We start from the raw sequence: 18665 nt of genomic DNA on the forward strand, positions 1-18665 counted from the left end.
GGGGGCCTCTGAAGAGTATGCTGCATCGTCTTTCCACCCACGACACCCTGTCCACGGACCTCACGACGCAGATCAAGCTCTTCGCCGACGGCGCCAGCCTCGAGGACTTCACCCGCCTGCACCAGACCGGTCAGGTGGCGGGCTTCACCACCAACCCGACGCTGATGCGCAAGGCCGGCGTCACGGATTACGAGGGCTTCGCCAAGGCCCTGCTGGAGCGCATTCCCGATGCGCCGATTTCCTTCGAGGTCTTTTCGGACGAGTTCGACGACATGGCGCGCCAGGCGCGCAAGATCGCGGCCTGGGGCGCCAACGTCTACGTCAAGGTTCCGATCACCAACACCAAGCGCGAGAGCAGCCTGCCGATGGTTCGCGCGCTGGCCGATGAAGGCGTGAAGGTGAATGTCACCGCGATCCTGACCCTGGAGCAGGTGGCCGAGACGGTCGATGCGCTGCACGCCGATGTCCCGGCGGTGGTCTCGGTGTTCGCCGGTCGGATCGCCGATACGGGCGTCGATCCCATGCCGGTCATGCGCGCCGCGGTGGCCATGGCCGCCCGCAAGCCCAAGGCCGAGGTGCTGTGGGCCAGCGTGCGCGAGGTGCTGAACGTCTATCAGGCCCGCGATTGCGGCTGCCACATCGTCACCTCGACGCCCGACGTGCTGAAGAAGCTGTCGATGGCTGGCAAGGATCTGGCGGACCTGTCGCAAGAGACGGTCGCCATGTTCTACGACGACGCCAGCGCGGCCGGCTTCAAGCTTTGAACGTTCAGCAGCGGCGCCGCGCGATCTTCCTGGATCGCGACGGCGTTCTGAACCGCGTCGTCATGCGGGATGGCAAGGCGGCGTCTCCGCGCGCCGTGGATGAACTGCAGATCGAGCCCGACGCTGCCGCGACGCTCCAGGCGTTGAAGGCGGCGGGCTATTTGCTGTTCGTCGTCACTAACCAGCCGGACGTTCGTCGCGGACTGATGAGCGCGGAGACGCTCGAGGCGATCCATGCCCGCCTGGCGCAAGCGCTTCCCGTGGACGAGATCGCGGCGTGCTTGCACGACAATATCGACGCCTGCGCTTGCCGGAAACCCAAGCCTGGCTTGGTTTTGGATTTGGCGGAGCGCTATGACATCGACCTCCGTCAGTCTTGGCTGATAGGTGATCAGGATCGAGATATAGTTTGCGGCCAGGCCGCTAGCTGTAAGACAATACTACTTCGGCGCGACTACAATTTGGGTACAGTTGCCGTTGCCGACCAAGTTGTGGAAAGACTCTCGCAATCGATTTCCTATATTCTGGAAGCGACCTAACAGCGTTTCTCGAGAGTTTACTATGTTTTCCGATCACTTCTTGGACGCCACGACGCGCGCCGTGGCCGCGATTGATCGCGGCGCCGTGGAAACCGTCGCGAAGACGCTAGCCAAGGTCCGCGATGGCGGTGGTCGTCTGTTTCTGCTCGGCGTCGGCGGCAGCGCCGGCCACGCCAGCCACGCGACCAACGACTTCCGCAAGATCTGCGGCTTCGAGGCCTATTGCCCGACCGACAACGTCTCTGAACTGACGGCCCGCATCAATGATGAGGGCTGGGAAGGCGTCTTCTCGACCTGGCTGGAGAGCAGCCGCTTGACCGCCAAGGATGGCCTGCTGATCTTCTCGGTCGGCGGCGGCAGCCTTGAGCCGCCCGTCAGCGCCAACCTCGTCCGCGCCATGCAGTACGCCAAGGAAAAGGGCGCGGCCGTGACCGGCATCGTCGGTCGCGACGGCGGCTTCACGGCCAAGATCGCCGACGCCTGCGTGGTCGTGCCCACCGTCGATCCGCAGCTGATCACGCCGATCGTCGAAGGCCTGGCCGCGGTCGTCTGGCACCTGCTGGTGTCGCATCCGGCGCTTTCGCAATCCAAGGGCCACTGGGAACAGATCGCTCCCGCTCCCGCCGTCGCGGTCGCCGCCGAGTAACCGATGATCTCCACCCGTACGCCGTTGCGCGTGACCCTCGGAGGCGGGGGCACGGATCTGGAGAGCTATTACCGGCGCGATGGCGGATTCATCTTCGCCATGGCGCTGGACAAGTACATCCATATCAGCGCGCACCGCCCGGCCTTCCATGACCATGTGGCCCTGATGGGGCCCGATCCCGAGAACGTCGCCCGCACCGAAGACCTCAAGCACGAACTGGTCCGGGCCGCGCTTCTGCGTCATGGGATCGAGACCGGTTTCGAGGCGGCCTCGATCGGCGACATCGTCGGCGGCACGGGCCTGGGCTCTTCCAGCTGCTTCCTGGTCGGCTTCTTGCGCGCCCTGCACGCGCTGAAGGGCCATGCGCCCGATCGTCAGGCGCTGGCCGAAGAGGCTTGTGACCTGGAGATCAATGTCCTGGCCAAGGGCATCGGCAAGCAGGACCAGTACATGGCCGCGTTCGGCGGCCTGACGACGCTGGACATCGCGCCGAACGGCGAGGTTCGGGTCGGCTCGGTCGCGTTGGATCCCGAGGTCGAGGCGGCGTTCATCGCCCACACCCACATCTACTACACGGGCTTGCGACGCGACGCGGCGGTGATCCTGGACGACCAGAACAGCGCCATGCTCAGCGACGGCGAGCGCCAGCGCCAGGCCGCCCAAAGCCTGGGCGCGATCAAGGACCTGGGCTACCGCATCCGCGACGCCTGGGTCGCCGGCGATCTCGACGGCTGGGGCCGCATGCTGCACGAGCATTGGGTCAGCAAGAAGCAGCTGTCGTCGAAGATCAGCTGGCCGCATATCGACCAGCTGTATGACCACGTTCGCGCCAATCTGGGCGTCACGGGCGGCAAGGTCATCGGCGCCGGCGGCGGCGGCTTCCTGATGCTGTTCACGCCGAACGACGGGCAGGCGCTGGAAGACTATATGGCGTCTCAGAACATGCCGCGCCTGCGCTATGGCGTCGATCGCGGCGGGACGCAGGTTCTGCTGAGCCAGGTCGCATGAACGCCTGGCGCGCGGAGGCCCTCGGCGGGGTTCGCCAAGTTCGAGCGACCAGCGGGTTCGACGTTCGCGCCCGCGCGCCGTTGCGCCTGGGTCTGGCCGGCGGCGGCACCGACCTTTCCCCCTATTGTGACCAGTTCGGCGGGGCGGTCCTGAATGTCACGATCGACCGCTTCGCCTTCGCGCATGTCGCGCCCAGCAGGGACGGAGCGGTCTCATTCCGCGCCAACGACCTCGGCGTTCAGGAGCGGCATGAACTGGGGGCGCGTCCGCGGATCGACGAAGGGCTGAGCCTGCATCGCGCGGTCTACGAGCATATGGTCGAGACCTACCTGGACGGCGATGCGCCAGCGCTCAGCGTTTCGACGAATATCGACGCGCCGGCTGGGTCCGGTCTAGGCTCGTCCTCGGCGCTGGTCGTCGCGCTGGTGGAGGCGTTTCGCCTCGCGCTGGACCTGCCGCTGGGCCCCGCCGACGTCGCCCGGCTGGCGTTCCTGATCGAGCGCCGCAAGCTCGGCTTGGCCGGCGGGCGCCAAGATCAGTACGCGGCGGCCTTTGGCGGCGTAAACTTCATCGAGTTCTTGCCCGAGGACAAGGTGCTGGTCAGCCCCCTGCGGGTGCCGCGCGCCTATCTCAATGAGTTCGAGTCCTCGCTGGTCATTTGCTTCACCGGCCAGTCTCGACACTCCGAGACGATCATCAAGGAGCAGATCGACGGGCTCGTCGGCATGAACGCCGAGACCCTCGAGAGCATGCACCAGCTCAAGGCCGACGCGGCCTTGATGCGCGAGGCCCTGCTGCGCGGCGACATGCGCGACATGGCCGCCATCCTGATGCAGTCCTGGATAGCCAAGAAACGCACCGCCAGCGGCGTGGCGACGGACACCGTCGATCGCCTGTTCGATCTCGCGATCAGCGAGGGCGCTTGGGGCGGCAAGGTCTCCGGCGCCGGCGGCGGCGGCTTCCTGATGTTCTTCACCGATCCCGAGAACCGTCACCACCTGATCACCACGCTGAACGCGGCGGGCGGCCAGGCAAGCTCGGTCAAGGTCACGTTCGATGGGGCGGAAGCCTGGAGCGTGCCTCGGTGAGGGTTCGCCAGTGCGTGATCCTCGTCGGCGGGCTGGGCACGCGTCTCGGCGACATCGCTCGCGACACGCCCAAGCCCATGCTTCCGGTGGCTGGACGGCCTTTCCTTGAGCATTTGCTGGCCAAGGCGGCGCGCAGCGGCTTCGACCGCGCGCTCTTGCTGGCCGGACACCGGGCCGAGGTGATCACCGGGCATATTGAGGCGGAGGGGCTAATCGATCGCCTTGGCATGGAGATCGCGGTGTCGGTCGAGCCTCAGCCCTTGGGAACCGGCGGCGCGCTGAGCCACGCCCGGGATCGGCTGGACGACGCCTTCCTGCTGCTGAATGGCGACACCTGGTTCGACTTCGACTGGCGCGCCTTCGCCGACCGTGGCGACTACGCTGGCCTGATGGCGCTGCGCCAGGTTGAGCCGGCTGACCGCTACGAGACCGTGGTCTTGGACGGCGACCGTATCGACGAGATCCGGCCCCGCGACGCCAGTCTGAGCAAAGGCCTGATCAATGGCGGCGTCTGCCGCCTCACCAGGATGGCCGTGCCGAAGACCAATCGGGCCTTCTCCCTTGAGGCGGAATTGCTGCCCGCGCTTTGCAAGGCGCAAGACCTGGGCGGCCGGGTCTTCGATGGCGCGTTCGTCGATATCGGCGTGCCCGCCAGCCTCGCCGCCGCCGAACAGATCCTGGCGTCTCGCTAGCTTCATCGCCGGCGCGGGCGTCCGGGCGACTCAAATCATGGCCAAGATTGACTAACCGCAACGTCGGGCGCGTTCCCCGGCCGTAAAGCCGACGCACCATCCTGACGTTCGAGATGACTCATGTCGATCAAGCCCATTGACCTAAGCCGTGTGCGTGACCTGCCGCTGCTGGCCAACGCCAGCGAGGAGTCCCTCTCCCTGATCGGGCAGGGCGGCTTCCTGCAATGGACGCCGAAGGGCGCTGAGCTGGTCGCCGAGGGGGAGGTCAACGATTTCCTCTACATCCTGCTCGACGGCTCCGTGGAGCTGGAGGGCACGTGGGGCGACCGCGATTCGACCCTCGCCGTGCTGCGACCGCTATCCAGCTTCGTTCTGGCCTCGGTGGTTCTTGAGGCGCCGGCGCTGATGACGGCGCGCACGCTCGCCCGCAGCCAGTTGCTGATGATTCCCGGCGAGCTCTTTCGGCGCGTGATCCGTGAGGATCAGGGCGTCTCCATGGCGGTTATCGAGGAGCTGTCGGGCTGCTACAGCGGCCTGGTCCGCACGATCAAGAGCCACAAGTTGCGCGCGCCGCTCGTCCGGCTGGCCAATTACCTGCTCGTGCAGCAGCGCCGCCAGGGCGGCGGCAGCGTGCTGCGTTTGCCGTTGCAGAAGAGAATGCTGGCGTCGCTGCTGGGCATGACGCCCGAGAACCTCTCGCGGTCGTTCGCCGCCCTGGCGGAGCATGGCGTCAAGGTCGATGGACCGCTGGTCACGATCACCCGTCCCGCGGTCCTGGCGCGCTTGGCCAAGCCTGATCCGCTGATTGACAACCCTTTGCCGGTCGCTGGCGCCCTGATGGGCCAGGCCGGACGCGAACGCGCCGCCCACGTCGAGGGCCATGCCTGATGGCCTACAGGTCGGTGAAGACCTACGGGGCTGAGCGCGGCCTGTCGTGCGCCTACCGCCAATGGGCGGCCGAGAGCCATTGCCAGCTGCTGCACGGCTATTCGCTGGGCTTCGTTTTCGACTTCGCGGCTGAGCAGCTGGACGCGCGCGGCTGGGTGGTGGACTTCGGCAAGGCTGGCTTTGGTCCGATCCGCGAGTGGCTTCACCACATGTTCGACCACACCTTGCTGGTGGCGGCCGACGATCCGTCGCGGCTGGAGTTCGAGCGGCTCCAGCGCTTGGGGCTGGCGCAGGTCAGGATCGTGCCGGGCGTCAGCGCAGAGGCCTTGGCCGCGCACGTATTCGAGCACGCGCAAGGGCTGGTGAACGCGGCGACCAAGGGGCGCTGCTGGGTGGCTTCGGTCGAGTGCCGTGAGCACGGCGCCAACGCCGCCGTGTTCGAGAACCCGCAGGGGGTCTTGAAACAGGTCAGCGCCGAGGCCTTGAGCCTGGCGCTCAAGGGTCTTTAGAGCCGGTTGAGCGATGTAGCGGCGGTTGCATCGTCGAGCTCTCAAAATGTGACTTGACCATCCATAATATGAAACTAACGCTTGGACTCTGGGACCGGCGATCCGCGGGGCGTAACCGTGCGGGCGGCGAAGGTCTGGGAGGACATCTTGCAGCAAGCCCACGCCACGGCTCTGTCACGCCGCGATCTTCTGGTTCTCTCCGCGGCCGCAGCCGCATTCGGCTTCGGGTCGACCGCCCTTGCGGACGCCTCGCCCTCGACGCCGGTCACGGAGCTCCGCTGGCTCGACGAGGAGCCGCCCAAGGTTCTGGATGGCGCCGCCTTCGGCGTTCCCTGGCCTCGAGGCGCGCTTAAACCCTCTCAAGCGTTCAGGGTCGCCGGCAAGACGGGCGAGGATGTCGCAGTCCAGTCATGGCCGATCGCCTATTGGCCGGATGGCTCGGTGAAGTGGTCCGCCCACGCGGTCGGAGGCGGGGAGGGGCGCGAGGGGCTGTCGATTGTCCCCGGAAAGCCCAAGGCGCCGGCTTCGCCCGTGACCGTGACCCAGACCGCCGCGCTGATCACCGTGACTTCCGGCGATCTGGTCTGGCGTCTCCCGACGTCTGGTCCCGACCTCGTATCGGAGGCGGTGCGCGCCGGACGGGTCACGCTGAAGAGCTTGCGACTGGTCGCCATCGCTCAGGATCAGCCGGCCCTGGAGCCCGAAGGCGTTGTTCATTCCGCGCGGTACGAGTCGCGATTCTCGACGGTCACCGTCGAGCAGTCAGGGCCTGTCCGGGCTGTCGTGCGCTTTGATGGCGTCCACCGCGGCGGGGACCGCGAGTGGCTGCCCGTCACCGTGCGCCTCTACTTCCACGCCGGCTCCGAGGCCGTGCGCATCGTCCATAGCTTCGTCCTCGACGCAGACCCGGCCAAGGACTTCATCCGAGGGCTGGGGGTCACGGCGCGCGTGCCGATGAGCGACGAGAGCCACAACCGACACGTCCGCTTGTCGGGCGAGGACGTCGGCGTGTTCGGCGAGGCCGTACGAACCCTGACGGGTCTTCGCTCGCGTGGCGATCCGGGGCCGGCCGCCCGTGGGGACCAGATCGCCGGCCGCGCGGTGCGCACCGACACCCTGCCGCCCAAGCTGCGCGACGGCCTCAAATGGATTCCGGAGTGGGGCGACTTCTCGCTGTCGCAGCTGACGCCCGACGGCTTCACGCTGCGCAAGCGGACCAGCGCCGGCCATGCCTGGATCGACTCCAATGCGGGTCGGAGGACAAGGGGGCTGGCCTATGTCGGGGGCGTCTCCGGCGGCGTCGCCCTCGGGCTGAAGGATTTCTGGCAGCGCGCGCCGACCGGGCTCGACATCCGCAGCGCCCACACCGACCTCGCCGAACTGACCGCCTGGATGTGGTCGCCCGAGGCGCCGGCCATGGATGTGCGGCCCTATCGAAGCGCCAACGGCATGGACACTCACGCCGAGGAGCTTGAGGGCCTGGACATCACCTATGAGGACTACGAGGCCGGCTGGGACGACGCGCGCGGGATCGCGCGGACCTCCGAGCTGACCCTGTGGGTCCTGGGCGCGACGCCGTCGCACGAGGTGTTCTCGGATATGGCCGGCCGGGTCGCTGATCCGCCGCGATTGACCGTGTCGCCCCAGCGGCTGAAGGCGGCGGGCGTGTTCGGAGACTGGAGCGTCGTCGACGTCTCGACGCCGACCCGCAAGCGGATCGAGGACCGGCTCACCTACCTGATCGACTACTACATGAAGGAGACGGAGCAGCGGCGCTGGTACGGCTTCTGGTCCTATGGCGACGTGATGCACACCTACGACCCGGACCGCCACATGTGGCGCTACGACGTCGGCGGCTACGCCTGGGACAATTCTGAACTCTCGACCGACCTTTGGGTCTGGTACAGCTACCTGCGCACCGGCCGGGCGGACGTCTTCAAGTTCGCCGAGGCGATGACCCGCCACACGGGCGAGGTCGACGTCTATCACCTGGGCCGATTCAAGGGTTTTGGCACGCGGCACGGCGTGCAGCACTGGTCCGACTCGTCCAAGCAGCCGCGCGTTTCGAACGTCGCCTACCGCCGCATCTACTATTACCTGACGGCCGACGAACGGGTCGGGGACCTGATGCGCGAGCTGGTCACCTCCGACTCGGCGCTGGAGGCTGTCGACATCTCCCGCAAGCTGCCGCCGTCGCCAGGGCGAGAGCGGCCCAAGGGCGTCGTGGCTTCCGGCTTCGGTACGTCGTGGGGCGCGTTCCTGGGGGCCTGGCTCACGGAATGGGAACGCACGCGCGATCCGCGCTGGCGGGACCGGATCCTCAACGGCATGAACACGATCGCGGCGATGAAGCGGCGCTGGTTCGCGGGCGAGGCGCCGTACGACCTCAAGACCGGCAAGTTTTTGGGCGACGGCGACTACGTAAGCGTCTCGCACCTGAACGCGGTGTTCGGGGTGGTCGAGATGACCTCCGAGCTGCTCGACCTGCTGGACGTCCCCGCCTATCGCAAGGCGTGGCTGGAATACTGCCGCTACTACAATGCGCCGCCCGCCGAGTTGAAGGCGCTGCTGGGACAGGTCCCGGGCGGGCGCAGCCTGACCGACGCCCATTCGCGCCTCACCGCCTACGCCGCCAAGCACGAGAACGATCACGCGCTGGCGCTGCGGGCCTGGTCGGAATTCCTTGGCAAGGCGGGACGGGAAGGGGGCGACCTGATGTCGAGCCAAAGCCGTCGCGTCGACGGGACGGCGGTGCTGCGTCCGATCGACGAGGATCCGGTCCTGTCGACGAACGGAGTCGCGCAATGGGGGCTGGCGGCCATCCAGAACCTGGCCCTTATCGGCGACAGTCTGGACGAAGCGGCGGCCGCGAACCGCTGAAGACACGCCGCGCCCATCGGGCGCGGCGGAACGTCGCGGCCAGGCTTAGAGCGCGGCTTCGACCGTCAGAATCGCGCGCGCTTCACGCCGAGGTTGTCGGCCAGCAAGGAACAGCGACGCCACGAATGCGATCGAGAGCGCGACCGCCACGTAGCAGGCGGGGCAGTGGCCCGCGAACACGAAGGCGTCGCCGCGCGCGCTGCAAATGGGGCCGGCGAGCATGCGCGGCAGCGATTGCTGCAAGGCGATCGCCCAGGCGACAAGGGCCGCCACGCCGGTGGCCGAAGGGAGATGACGAGAGAACTCTTTGAGCATGGCGGACTCCGAATTGGCCCACAGGGTCCAACAGGTTCGCGGACTTGGCTTTGAGACAGATCAAAGCACGGGGTGAGCCGGTGTGACACCCCTGGGCTCCAGGTTCGACTCATGGAGTCCGCATGTCCGCCCCATCTAACACCAGTGCTGGTCCGCCCGCGGGCTCCAGCCTCCTTCTAATCATCTCTGTTATTGGCGCCTTTTTGGCGATTTTGGGGGCGGGTCTAACCCATGACCCCATTTTCCGCCTTCAGGCCGGAACCCTCGCCCTGGCCGGCGTGATCGCCGCCTTCGTCCTGAACGGCGGTCTCGCCGGCGGGACGCTGCGCGATCACCCTGATCAGTACTCCGACAACGTCGTGAAGGCTGGCGTCATCGCCACCATGTTCTGGGCGGCGGCGGGCTTGCTGGTGGGGGTGCTCATCGCCGCCCAGCTGTCGTGGCCGCGCATCTTCTATTTCCCCGAGCTGGGTTTCCTGAACTTCGGGCGTCTGCGGCCGCTGCACACCTCGGCGGTGATCTTTGCGTTCGGCGGCAACGCCCTGATCGCAACGTCCTTCTGGGTTGTCCAGCGCACCTGCAAGGCTCGGTTGGCCGGCGGGATCGCGCCCTGGTTCGTCTTCTGGGGCTACCAGCTCTTCATCGTGATGGCCGCGACCGGCTACCTGATGGGCGCGACCCAGAGCAAGGAATACGCCGAGCCCGAATGGTACACCGACCTGTGGCTGACGATCGTCTGGGTGGCCTATCTGCTGGTCTTCCTGGGCACGATCTGGAAGCGCAAGGAGCCGCATATCTATGTGGCCAACTGGTTCTATCTGGCCTTCATCGTCACCATCGCGCTGCTGCACCTGGTCAACAACGCCGCCGTTCCGGTCGGTCTGCTGAACCACAAGTCCTACGGCGTGATGTCCGGCGTCCAGGACGCCCTGACCCAGTGGTGGTACGGCCACAACGCGGTGGGCTTCTTCCTGACCGCCGGCTTCCTGGCCATGATGTACTACTTCGTGCCCAAGCGCGTTGAGCGCCCGGTCTACAGCTACCGTCTGTCGATCGTGCACTTCTGGGCCCTGATCTTCATCTACATCTGGGCCGGCCCGCACCACCTGCACTACACGGCCCTGCCGCAGTGGGCCCAGACCCTGGGCATGACCTTCTCGATCATGCTGTGGATGCCCTCCTGGGGCGGCATGATCAACGGCCTGATGACCCTGTCGGGCGCGTGGGACAAGCTGCGCACCGACCCCGTCGTCCGCATGATGGTCGTCTCGATCGCCTTCTACGGCATGTCGACCTTCGAAGGTCCGGTGATGTCGATCCGCGCCGTCAACGCGCTGAGCCACTACACCGACTGGACCATCGGCCACGTCCACTCGGGCGCTCTGGGTTGGGTCGGCTTCATCAGCTTCGGCGCGGTCTACTGCCTGGTGCCGTGGCTGTGGAAGAAGCCGGGCCTGTACTCGAACAAGATGGTCGAGTGGCACTTCTGGATCGCGACCACCGGGATCCTGCTCTACATCGCCGCGATGTGGGTGTCGGGCATCATGGAAGGCCTGATGTGGCGGGAATACACCCCCCAAGGCTTCCTGGCCTACAGCTTCATCGAGACCGTCTCGGCCAAGCACATCGAGAACGTCATCCGCACCGTTGGCGGCCTGATGTACCTCGCCGGCGCCCTGATCATGATCGTCAACCTCTGGAAGACGGTTCAGATGCCCTCCGCCGAGAAGGCCGACGCTTCGGCCGCTCCCGTCACCGCGATCGCCTGAGGTTCCGATGTCTCTCTGGAAGCAACACTCCAAGCTTGAGCGGCATTCGCTGCTGCTCGTCGTCGGCATCCTCCTGGTCGTCTCCATCGGCGGCCTGGTCGAGATCGCCCCGCTGTTCTGGCTGCAGAGCACGATCGAGAAGGTGCAGGGCATGCGTCCCTACACCCCGCTCGAGCTGGCCGGCCGCGACATCTACGTCCGTGAGGGCTGCTACCTCTGCCACTCGCAGATGGTTCGCCCGCTGCGCGACGAGGTCGAGCGCTACGGTCACTACAGCCTGGCCGCCGAGAGCATGTACGACCACCCGTTCCAGTGGGGGTCCAAGCGGACCGGTCCCGATCTGGCGCGCGTGGGCGGCAAGTACTCGGATACCTGGCACCGCGACCACCTGATCGACCCGCGCTCGGTCGTGCCGGAGTCGGTGATGCCGCCCTACAAGTTCCTGGCTGAAAAGGACCTGGACTACAGCGACATCGTCGATCGCCTGAAGACCCAGCGCACCGTCGGCGTGCCTTACACGGCCGATCAGATCGCCAACGCCAAGAAGGATCTCGAGGCCCAGGCCGATCCGTTCTCGACGGACGCTGTGGCGCTTCGCACCCGCTACGACGCCAAGGTCGTCAACCGTGACTTCGACGGCGATCCCAACAAGATCTCCGAGATGGATGCGCTGGTCGCCTACCTGCAGATGCTGGGCACCCTGGTGGACTTCAAGTCCTACAAGGCCCAGGCGCCGGAGAACCAACGATGAGCGGTCTGACCTACGAAACCGTCGCGCGCTTCGCGCAGCAGGGTGGGCTGGTCTACTTCGGCCTGATCTTCCTCGCCGGCGTCGCCTACGCCCTGTGGCCTTCCCGCAAGGCCGAATTCCAACACGCCGCGCATATGCCGCTGGATGACGAGGAGCTCTCCTGATGGCTCACGAACGCGAGACCGACCACGCCACCGGCGTCGAGACGACCGGGCACGAGTGGGACGGCATCAAGGAACTGGACAACCCGCTGCCCCGCTGGTGGCTGTGGATTTGGTACGCGACGATCGCCTTCTCGATCGCCTACTGGGTGGCGATGCCGGCCTGGCCGGGCCTGCATAGCTACACCAAGGGCATGCTGGGTCAGTCGGACCGGGTGAATGTCGGCAAGGAGTTGTCCGCGCTTGAGCTCCAGCGCGGCCAGGGCGCGGCGATGCTTCGCACCGCCAGCCTGGAGCAGATCGAAAAGGATCCTAAGCTGCAGGCCTACGCCCAGCAGGTTGGCCAGTCGGTCTTCGGCGACAACTGCGCCACCTGCCACGGCATCGGCGGCACCGGCGGCAAGGGTTACGCCAACCTCCGCGACGACGTGTGGCTGTGGGGCGGCAAGCTGGAGGATATCCAGTACACCATCACCCACGGCATCCGCACCGGCGCCGAGGGGGCTCGCATGTCGCAAATGCCGGCCTACGGCCGCGACGAACTGCTCAAGCCCGAGCAGATCGACGACCTGACCGAATACGTGGTCAAGCTGTCGAACCGTCCCGCCGACGCCGGTTCCGTGGCCCGCGCCGCTCCGATCTTCGAAACCCAATGCTCGGCCTGCCATGGCGTGGACGGCAAGGGGAACCAGGAGCTCGGCGCGCCGAACCTGACGGACGCCGACTGGCTGTATGGCTCTGACCGGGCTTCGATCCGCGGCCAGATCTACGCCGGCAACGGCGGCGTCATGCCCACCTGGGGCGGTCGCCTGAGCCCTGAGACGATCAAGGCTCTCGCGGTCTACATTCACTCCAACGCCGGTGGTCAATAAGGGCTATGCCCACGCTTATCGACAACAGGCCTCCTGAACCTGAAACCCGGACGGCGGTCTCGGCCGCCGCCCGGGCCAAGGGCAAGGGTGACGCCAAGGGCGGGCTCTACAAGCCCCGCGAGCAGATCTATCCCAAGCTGGTCCACGGCAAGTGGCGGAACGTAAAGTGGGCGCTGCTCATCATCACGCTTGGGATCTATTACATCACGCCCTGGATCCGCTGGCATCGGCCGGACGGTTTCCCGCAACAGGCGGCGCTGGTCGATTTCACCGGCCGGCGCTTCTACTTCTTCGACATCCAGCTGTGGCCCCAGGAAGTCTATATCTTCACGGGCCTGCTGGTGATGTCCGCCCTGGCGCTGTTTCTGGTGACGGCGCTGTTTGGTCGTTTGTGGTGTGGCTATGCTTGCCCGCAGACCGTCTGGACCGACCTCTACATCGTCGTTGAGCGCCTGTTTGAGGGCGATCGCAACGCCCGGATGCGACTCGACGCCGCGCCGCTGTCGTTCGACAAGATCTGGCGCAAGACCGGCAAGCACCTGACCTGGCTGGCCATCGCCTTCGGCACCGGCGGCGCCTGGATCTTCTATTTCCACGACGCGCCGACGCTGCTTCGCACCTTCTGGACCGGCGAAGCTCCCGTGACGGCCTATGTCTCGTGCTTCCTGCTGACCTGCACGACCTACATTTTCGCCGGCTGGATGCGCGAGCAGGTCTGCACCTACATGTGCCCTTGGCCCCGCATCCAGGGCGCCATGCTGGACCACCACTCGCTGCAGGTGACCTATCTAGGCTTCCGCGGCGAGCCTCGCGGCCCGCACAAGAAGGGCCAGAGCTGGGAAGGGCGCGGCGACTGCGTCGATTGCCGCCAGTGCGTGGTCGTCTGTCCTATGGGCATCGACATCCGCGACGGCGCTCAGTTGGAATGCATCAACTGCGGCCTGTGCGTCGACGCCTGCGACGACATCATGACCAAGATGGGCCGCCCGACCGGCCTGATCGCCTACGACTCCGAAGCCGCCGTCTCGCATCGCAGCTCGGGCTGCAAGCCGCAATACAAGCCCGTTCGTAGCCGCACGATCTACTACGCCCTCGCGATGACGATCGTTGGCGGCCTGACGCTCTGGTCGCTGTTCTCGCGGCCCGACGCGGACCTTCACGTGATCCGGGACCGCAACCCCGTCTTCGTGCGCATGCACGATGGCGCGGTGCGAGACGGCTATACGCTGAAGATCGGCAACCGCACCTTCGTCGAACAACGCTTCGATGTCTCGTTCGAAGGCGTCCCTGGCGCGCGGCTCAGCCATCCCGGCGGCGAAGGCCAGCAGGTCAGTATTGTTGTTCCCGCCGACCAAGTCGTGCCGCTGCGCGTCTTCGTCACCGCCCCGCCGAACGCCGAACTGGACGCCAGCGTCCCGGCGCGCTTCGTCATCCGATCGGGTAACGTGCAGGCCGAGGCCAAGACCGTCTTCCTCTCTGGAGCCGCGAACCCGCAATGACCAGTGCAACGCAATCGGTCGCCGAGTCTCCGTCCGAGAAGGGGCGCATCACAGGTTGGCACGTGCTGATCGGCGTAGTGCTGTTCTTCGCGACGGTCATTGCGGTCGACATCGTCTTCATGGTGCAGGCCTATCGGACCTTCTCGGGCGAGGTGGCCTCCAATCCCTACGAAGCGGGTCTGGCGTTCAACCGCACCCTGGCCCAGCGCCAGAAGGAAGCGGCTCTGGGCTGGAACGCCAGCGTCGAGACGCCCGCCGGCAAGACCGTCGTGGTCACCGTCGTCGATCGCGCGAACAAGCCGATGGATGGCCTGTCGCTGACCGGCGTTCTGGAGCGTCCGGCGACGGAAACCGGTCGCCAGACCCTCAACTTCCGCTCGCTGGGCGGCGGCCGCTACGAAGCCGCCGCGCAGCTTGACGGCGCCTGGGACCTGCGGGCCACGGCCCGTAACGCCAAGGACATGTTCGAGATCGAAACGCGTCTGGTGGAGCCCGCGCGATGAGCCAGAGCCTGACCCTGCATCGTGACCTCGAGGCGTTCGTCCGACGGGACGAGGAAGGGAAGGGCCGGCTCGAACTGCTGGTCAGCGGCGCCCGCTGCGCAGGCTGCATCAACAAGATCGAAAAGGCCGTCCGCGAGCTGCCCGGCGTGGACGCCGCTCGCCTGAATCTGACGACAGGAAAACTGGCCGTTCAGTTGGAAGGCAAGCAGGCCGATCCGGAACGCGTGGTCGAGACCGTCGAGGCCCTCGGCTATCGCGCCTGTCTGTTCGATCCCGGCGAAGCCGCTGCGGCGCAGGACCGGGAAGGGCGCGAACTGGCTGTCGCGCTCGGCGTCGCGGGCTTCGGCGCCGGCAATGTCATGATGTTCACCGTGCCCGCCTGGGCCGGTCTGTTCGGGCAGGAGTTGAACGGCTCCACCCTGACGCTGATGTACTGGATGGCCGCGATCGTGGCGACGCCGTGCGCGCTGTTCGCCGGCCGTCCGTTCTTCCGCTCGGCCTGGGCCTCGCTGAAGCGCGGCAAGGCCAATATGGACGTGCCGATCTCGATCGGCGTGATCCTGACCCTGATCGTCAGCTTTTCCGAGACGATCCTGCGCGGCAAGCACGCCTATTTCGACGCGGCGGTGACGCTGCTGTTCCTGCTGCTGATCGGCCGCTATCTGGATCATCGCCTGCGCGCCAACGCCCGCTCGGCCGCGCGCGACCTGCTGGCCCTGCAAACGCCCGTGGCCATGCGCCTGATCGACGGCGTCGAGCAGGGGATCCCCGTCGCCGACGTGAAGATCGGCGACCGCCTCGTCGTGGCGCCGGGCGACCGCGTTCCGGTCGACGGCCTGGTCGAGAGCGGCCAGTCGGAACTCGACAACGCCCTGATCACCGGCGAGACGGCCCTCGCGCCGGTCGGCGCGGGCGCGCGTCTGCATGCCGGCGCCTTGAACCTGTCGGGCCGTCTGGTCATGACCGCGACGGCCCGCAGCGAGGACTCCACCGTCGCCGCCATCGCTCGTCTGATGGAAGCTGGCGCGCAGACCCGTTCGGCCTATGTGCGTCTGGCCGACAAGGCCGCGGCGCTCTACGTCCCGGTGGTGCACACCGCCGCGGCCTTGACCTTCGTTGGCGGCTGGGCGCTGGGTCTCGGACCGCGCGAAGCGTTGCTGCGCGCCGCCGCGGTGCTGATCGTCACCTGTCCATGCGCCCTGGGGCTGGCTGTTCCCGCTGTGCAGATCGCCGCCAGCAGCCGCTTGTTCCGCAAGGGCGTGCTGGTCAAGTCCGGCGCCGCGCTGGAGCGCCTCGCCGAGGTGGATCACGTTGTCTTCGACAAGACTGGCGTCCTCACCGAAGGCCGTCCACGCCTGATCGATGCGCCGGCCCATCTGATCGCCATGGCCGCGCCGCTGGCCCGCGCCTCGCGTCACCCCCTGGCCAAGGCCCTGGCCGCTGAAGCGGGGCTGGGCCCGGTCGCCGTCGATTGCGTGGAGACGGCGGGGCAGGGCGTCGAAGGCCTGATCGATGGCCGCCGCGCCCGCTTGGGCCGCGCCGCCTTTGTGGGCGTCACCGGCGGCGACGCTCGCGAAACCGAGCTGTGGTTCGGTTTCGAGAACGACATCAAGATCCGCTTTGTGTTCGAGGACCAGCCGCGCGCCGACGCGGCCGACACCATCGCCCGCCTGCGTCGCATGGGCCTGTCGGTCGAGATCCTGTCCGGCGATCTGGCCGGTCCCGTGGGCGACATCGCCCGCGAGGTGGGCGTCGCCGAGTGGCGCGCCGGCCTGACCCCGTTCGATAAGGCCGCGACCGTGGACCAGTTCAAGACTGACGGCCGCAAGGTGCTGATGGTCGGCGACGGGCTCAACGACGCCGCCGCCCTGTCCAAGGCCCACGCCTCGATGGCGCCGGGCGCCGCCGTCGACGCGGCCCAGAACGCCGCCGATCTCGTCTTCACCGGCGAAGAACTCGGCGCCGTGATCGAGGCGATCGACACCGCCCGCGAGGCGCGCCGTCGCGCGCTTGAGAACTTTGGCTTCTCGGCGCTGTATAACGTCGTGGCCGCGCCGGCCGCCATGTTCGGTCTGATCAATCCGTTCATCGCCGCCCTGGCGATGTCGGGCTCCTCGATGGTCGTGCTGCTGAACGCGGCGCGCCCACGCATCGCTTGGAGGCGTCGATGAACATCGTCCTGTTCCTGGCCCCGTTCTCGATCGGCCTCGGCGCGATGGGGCTCCTCGCCTTCTTCTGGACCATGCGGTCGGGGCAGTACGAGGACCCCAAGGGCGACGCCGCCCGGATTCTCTATGACCACCTCGAGGACAAGCCGCCCCAGGATTGATCCGAACGGATTGATCCAAATCACGGCGAAGGCGGTCGGGGCGGATCAGGTTGCGCGCGTCAGGAGAGACGCATGACCGCAGCCGCCGCCACGATTCCCGCCAACGATCATCACGCGCTTCTGGCGCGCTACGACAGCCGCGCGCCGCGCTACACCAGCTATCCGACCGCGCTGCAGTTCTCCAAAGAGGTCGACTCGGAAGTCTACGGCGACTGGCTCGGGAGCCTCGATCCGCGCGAGCCGGTCTCGCTCTACGCCCATATCCCGTTCTGCGATCGGCTGTGCTGGTACTGCGGCTGCAACACCCGGGTGGTGAAGAAGCAGGCGCTGATCAGCGAGTATGTCGAGCGCCTGGTGGATGAACTGGCTCTGGTCGAGGCGCGACTGCCCGGTCGGCTCAAGGCCGGCGCGGTGCACCTGGGCGGCGGCACGCCCAACATGCTGTCGCGCGATGATCTGGTTCGCCTGTTCGGCGCTCTGCGCCACGTCTTTCCGTTCGCGCCGGGCGTCGAGATTTCGGCCGAACTCGATCCGGCCGTCCTGACGGAGAGCTGGGTCAAGGCCGCGGCTTTCCACGGCCTGACGCGGGCCAGCCTGGGCGTCCAGGACCTGGCGCCCCACGTGCAGGAAGCGGTCAACCGGATCGAGCCGTTCGACGTCGTTGCGCGCGCCGCGCACTGGCTGCGCCAGGCGGGCGTCGCTTCGATCAATCTCGACCTGATGTACGGCCTGCCCAAGCAGACGACCGCCGACGTGGTCGCCACGCTGGACAAGGTGCTGACCCTGCGCCCCGAACGCATCGCCCTGTTCGGCTATGCCCACGTGCCGTGGGCGCGGTCGCACCAGAAGCTGATTCGCGAGGAGGACCTCGCCGACGCCAACGGTCGCTTCGAGCAGAGCCAGGCCGCCGCCGAGCGACTCGTGAAAGCGGGCTATGTCGCGATCGGACTCGATCACTTCGCCTTGCCGAACGACGACCTGGCCCTCGGCGTCGCGACCGGAACCCTGCGCCGGAATTTCCAAGGCTATACGACCGACCAGCACCCGACGCTGATCGGCCTGGGCGCCTCGTCGATCGGCCGCATGCCGGCAGGCTATGTCCAGAACCTACCCGCCGAGGTCGCCTGGCGCGACGCCATCCTCCAGGGCCGGTTGCCGGTCGCGCGCGGCGTCAAGCTGACGGACGACGACCGCCTGCGGGCCGACGTGATCGAGCGGCTGATGTGCGACTTCCAAGTGGATCTGGCCGCGGTGGCCGCGCGCCACGGGGTGTCGCCAATGGTGTTCAGCGGCGACATCGCCAAGCTGGCGGACCTGCACGACGACGGCCTGGTGAATGTCGATCGGGACATCGTCAGCGTGACGGAGGCCGGGCGTCCCTTTGTTCGCCTGGCCGCCCAGGCCTTCGATCACCGCTCCGATACGCGAGAGGGCTTCTCCCGAGCGATCTAG

Annotated in this window: 19 protein-coding genes; 18 read left to right on the plus strand and 1 reads right to left on the minus strand. The window is 66.9% G+C overall.

Annotation, left to right across the window (positions count from 1 at the left end; translation table 11 throughout):
• Nucleotides 1-17: 17 nt before the first annotated feature.
• From AX690_RS00630 to AX690_RS00670, 9 genes are all read left to right on the plus strand, one after another.
• On the plus strand, nt 18-764 hold the full coding sequence (locus tag AX690_RS00630; RefSeq protein WP_066685391.1) for a transaldolase: 747 nt from the start codon (nt 18-20) through the stop codon (nt 762-764).
• Nucleotides 761-1303: an HAD-IIIA family hydrolase gene (locus AX690_RS00635; RefSeq protein ID WP_066685389.1), complete on the plus strand. Its 543-nt coding sequence runs from the start codon at nt 761-763 to the stop codon at nt 1301-1303. The genes AX690_RS00630 and AX690_RS00635 overlap by 4 nt, the downstream gene beginning before the upstream one ends.
• Before the next feature lie 22 nt (nt 1304-1325).
• The gene (locus tag AX690_RS00640) at nt 1326-1949 is read left to right on the plus strand and encodes an SIS domain-containing protein (RefSeq protein WP_066685387.1); all 624 of its coding nucleotides are present in this window, start codon (nt 1326-1328) and stop codon (nt 1947-1949) included.
• A gap of 3 nt (nt 1950-1952) precedes the next feature.
• Nucleotides 1953-2957, plus strand: coding sequence for a hypothetical protein (locus AX690_RS00645; RefSeq protein ID WP_066685385.1), 1005 nt, complete (start codon nt 1953-1955; stop codon nt 2955-2957).
• Nucleotides 2954-4045: a dehydrogenase gene (locus AX690_RS00650; RefSeq protein ID WP_066685383.1), complete on the plus strand. Its 1092-nt coding sequence runs from the start codon at nt 2954-2956 to the stop codon at nt 4043-4045. Before AX690_RS00645 ends, AX690_RS00650 begins: the two co-directional genes overlap by 4 nt.
• Nucleotides 4042-4737: a sugar phosphate nucleotidyltransferase gene (locus AX690_RS00655; RefSeq protein ID WP_197426739.1), complete on the plus strand. Its 696-nt coding sequence runs from the start codon at nt 4042-4044 to the stop codon at nt 4735-4737. The genes AX690_RS00650 and AX690_RS00655 overlap by 4 nt, the downstream gene beginning before the upstream one ends.
• Before the next feature lie 120 nt (nt 4738-4857).
• Nucleotides 4858-5625: a helix-turn-helix domain-containing protein gene (locus AX690_RS00660; RefSeq protein WP_066685381.1), complete on the plus strand. Its 768-nt coding sequence runs from the start codon at nt 4858-4860 to the stop codon at nt 5623-5625.
• Entirely contained in the window at nt 5625-6134 is a 510-nt protein-coding gene (locus tag AX690_RS00665; RefSeq protein WP_066685380.1) for a 6-carboxytetrahydropterin synthase, read from the plus strand. The genes AX690_RS00660 and AX690_RS00665 overlap by 1 nt, the downstream gene beginning before the upstream one ends.
• Before the next feature lie 81 nt (nt 6135-6215).
• The gene (locus AX690_RS00670; protein ID WP_231732067.1) at nt 6216-9014 is read left to right on the plus strand and encodes a Tat pathway signal sequence domain protein; all 2799 of its coding nucleotides are present in this window, start codon (nt 6216-6218) and stop codon (nt 9012-9014) included.
• 45 nt (nt 9015-9059) lie between these two features.
• Here the strand turns inward: AX690_RS00670 and AX690_RS00675 are convergent, their stop codons facing one another.
• On the minus strand, nt 9060-9329 hold the full coding sequence (locus AX690_RS00675; RefSeq protein WP_066685378.1) for a hypothetical protein: 270 nt from the start codon (nt 9327-9329) through the stop codon (nt 9060-9062).
• A 122-nt stretch (nt 9330-9451) separates the two neighbouring features.
• Between AX690_RS00675 and ccoN the strand changes: the two genes are divergently transcribed.
• The 9 genes from ccoN (at nt 9452) to hemN (ending at nt 18665) form a co-directional block, all read left to right on the plus strand.
• On the plus strand, nt 9452-11098 hold the full coding sequence (ccoN, locus tag AX690_RS00680) for a cytochrome-c oxidase, cbb3-type subunit I (RefSeq protein ID WP_066685376.1): 1647 nt from the start codon (nt 9452-9454) through the stop codon (nt 11096-11098).
• Nucleotides 11099-11105: 7 nt separating this feature from the next.
• Nucleotides 11106-11849 carry a cytochrome-c oxidase, cbb3-type subunit II gene (ccoO, locus tag AX690_RS00685; protein ID WP_066685374.1) on the plus strand — a complete coding sequence of 248 codons (744 nt, stop codon included), beginning with the start codon at nt 11106-11108 and terminating at the stop codon, nt 11847-11849.
• Complete coding sequence (locus AX690_RS00690) at nt 11846-12013, plus strand: cbb3-type cytochrome c oxidase subunit 3 (protein ID WP_066685372.1); 168 nt, start codon at nt 11846-11848, stop codon at nt 12011-12013. The genes ccoO and AX690_RS00690 overlap by 4 nt, the downstream gene beginning before the upstream one ends.
• The gene (ccoP, locus tag AX690_RS00695; protein ID WP_066685370.1) at nt 12013-12882 is read left to right on the plus strand and encodes a cytochrome-c oxidase, cbb3-type subunit III; all 870 of its coding nucleotides are present in this window, start codon (nt 12013-12015) and stop codon (nt 12880-12882) included. The genes AX690_RS00690 and ccoP overlap by 1 nt, the downstream gene beginning before the upstream one ends.
• Nucleotides 12883-12887: 5 nt before the next feature.
• Nucleotides 12888-14381 (plus strand): cytochrome c oxidase accessory protein CcoG, encoded by a 1494-nt coding sequence (ccoG, locus tag AX690_RS00700; protein ID WP_066685368.1) that lies wholly within the window; start codon nt 12888-12890, stop codon nt 14379-14381.
• Nucleotides 14378-14884 (plus strand): FixH family protein, encoded by a 507-nt coding sequence (locus tag AX690_RS00705; protein ID WP_066685366.1) that lies wholly within the window; start codon nt 14378-14380, stop codon nt 14882-14884. The genes ccoG and AX690_RS00705 overlap by 4 nt, the downstream gene beginning before the upstream one ends.
• Nucleotides 14881-17055, plus strand: coding sequence for a heavy metal translocating P-type ATPase (locus tag AX690_RS00710; protein ID WP_066685365.1), 2175 nt, complete (start codon nt 14881-14883; stop codon nt 17053-17055). The genes AX690_RS00705 and AX690_RS00710 overlap by 4 nt, the downstream gene beginning before the upstream one ends.
• Nucleotides 17052-17213, plus strand: a complete 162-nt coding sequence (gene ccoS, locus AX690_RS00715; protein WP_066685363.1) for a cbb3-type cytochrome oxidase assembly protein CcoS — start codon at nt 17052-17054, stop codon at nt 17211-17213. Before AX690_RS00710 ends, ccoS begins: the two co-directional genes overlap by 4 nt.
• Nucleotides 17214-17285: 72 nt before the next feature.
• On the plus strand, nt 17286-18665 hold the full coding sequence (hemN, locus tag AX690_RS00720; RefSeq protein ID WP_066685361.1) for an oxygen-independent coproporphyrinogen III oxidase: 1380 nt from the start codon (nt 17286-17288) through the stop codon (nt 18663-18665).

Origin of the sequence: Caulobacter sp. CCH9-E1 (assembly GCF_001556515.1) — a bacterium.
GTDB lineage: Bacteria > Pseudomonadota > Alphaproteobacteria > Caulobacterales > Caulobacteraceae > Caulobacter.

Coding starts and splice junctions, on each gene's coding strand:
- ccoP (WP_066685370.1), top strand. CDS start 12,013: ATGGCTCACGAACGCGAGACCGACCACGCCACCGGCGTCGAGACGACC.
- AX690_RS00640 (WP_066685387.1), top strand. CDS start 1,326: ATGTTTTCCGATCACTTCTTGGACGCCACGACGCGCGCCGTGGCCGCG.
- AX690_RS00645 (WP_066685385.1), top strand. CDS start 1,953: ATGATCTCCACCCGTACGCCGTTGCGCGTGACCCTCGGAGGCGGGGGC.
- ccoO (WP_066685374.1), top strand. CDS start 11,106: ATGTCTCTCTGGAAGCAACACTCCAAGCTTGAGCGGCATTCGCTGCTG.
- ccoN (WP_066685376.1), top strand. CDS start 9,452: ATGTCCGCCCCATCTAACACCAGTGCTGGTCCGCCCGCGGGCTCCAGC.
- AX690_RS00710 (WP_066685365.1), top strand. CDS start 14,881: ATGAGCCAGAGCCTGACCCTGCATCGTGACCTCGAGGCGTTCGTCCGA.
- AX690_RS00690 (WP_066685372.1), top strand. CDS start 11,846: ATGAGCGGTCTGACCTACGAAACCGTCGCGCGCTTCGCGCAGCAGGGT.
- AX690_RS00650 (WP_066685383.1), top strand. CDS start 2,954: ATGAACGCCTGGCGCGCGGAGGCCCTCGGCGGGGTTCGCCAAGTTCGA.
- AX690_RS00705 (WP_066685366.1), top strand. CDS start 14,378: ATGACCAGTGCAACGCAATCGGTCGCCGAGTCTCCGTCCGAGAAGGGG.
- AX690_RS00675 (WP_066685378.1), bottom strand. CDS start 9,329: ATGCTCAAAGAGTTCTCTCGTCATCTCCCTTCGGCCACCGGCGTGGCG.
- AX690_RS00630 (WP_066685391.1), top strand. CDS start 18: ATGCTGCATCGTCTTTCCACCCACGACACCCTGTCCACGGACCTCACG.
- AX690_RS00665 (WP_066685380.1), top strand. CDS start 5,625: ATGGCCTACAGGTCGGTGAAGACCTACGGGGCTGAGCGCGGCCTGTCG.
- ccoG (WP_066685368.1), top strand. CDS start 12,888: ATGCCCACGCTTATCGACAACAGGCCTCCTGAACCTGAAACCCGGACG.
- hemN (WP_066685361.1), top strand. CDS start 17,286: ATGACCGCAGCCGCCGCCACGATTCCCGCCAACGATCATCACGCGCTT.
- ccoS (WP_066685363.1), top strand. CDS start 17,052: ATGAACATCGTCCTGTTCCTGGCCCCGTTCTCGATCGGCCTCGGCGCG.
- AX690_RS00660 (WP_066685381.1), top strand. CDS start 4,858: ATGTCGATCAAGCCCATTGACCTAAGCCGTGTGCGTGACCTGCCGCTG.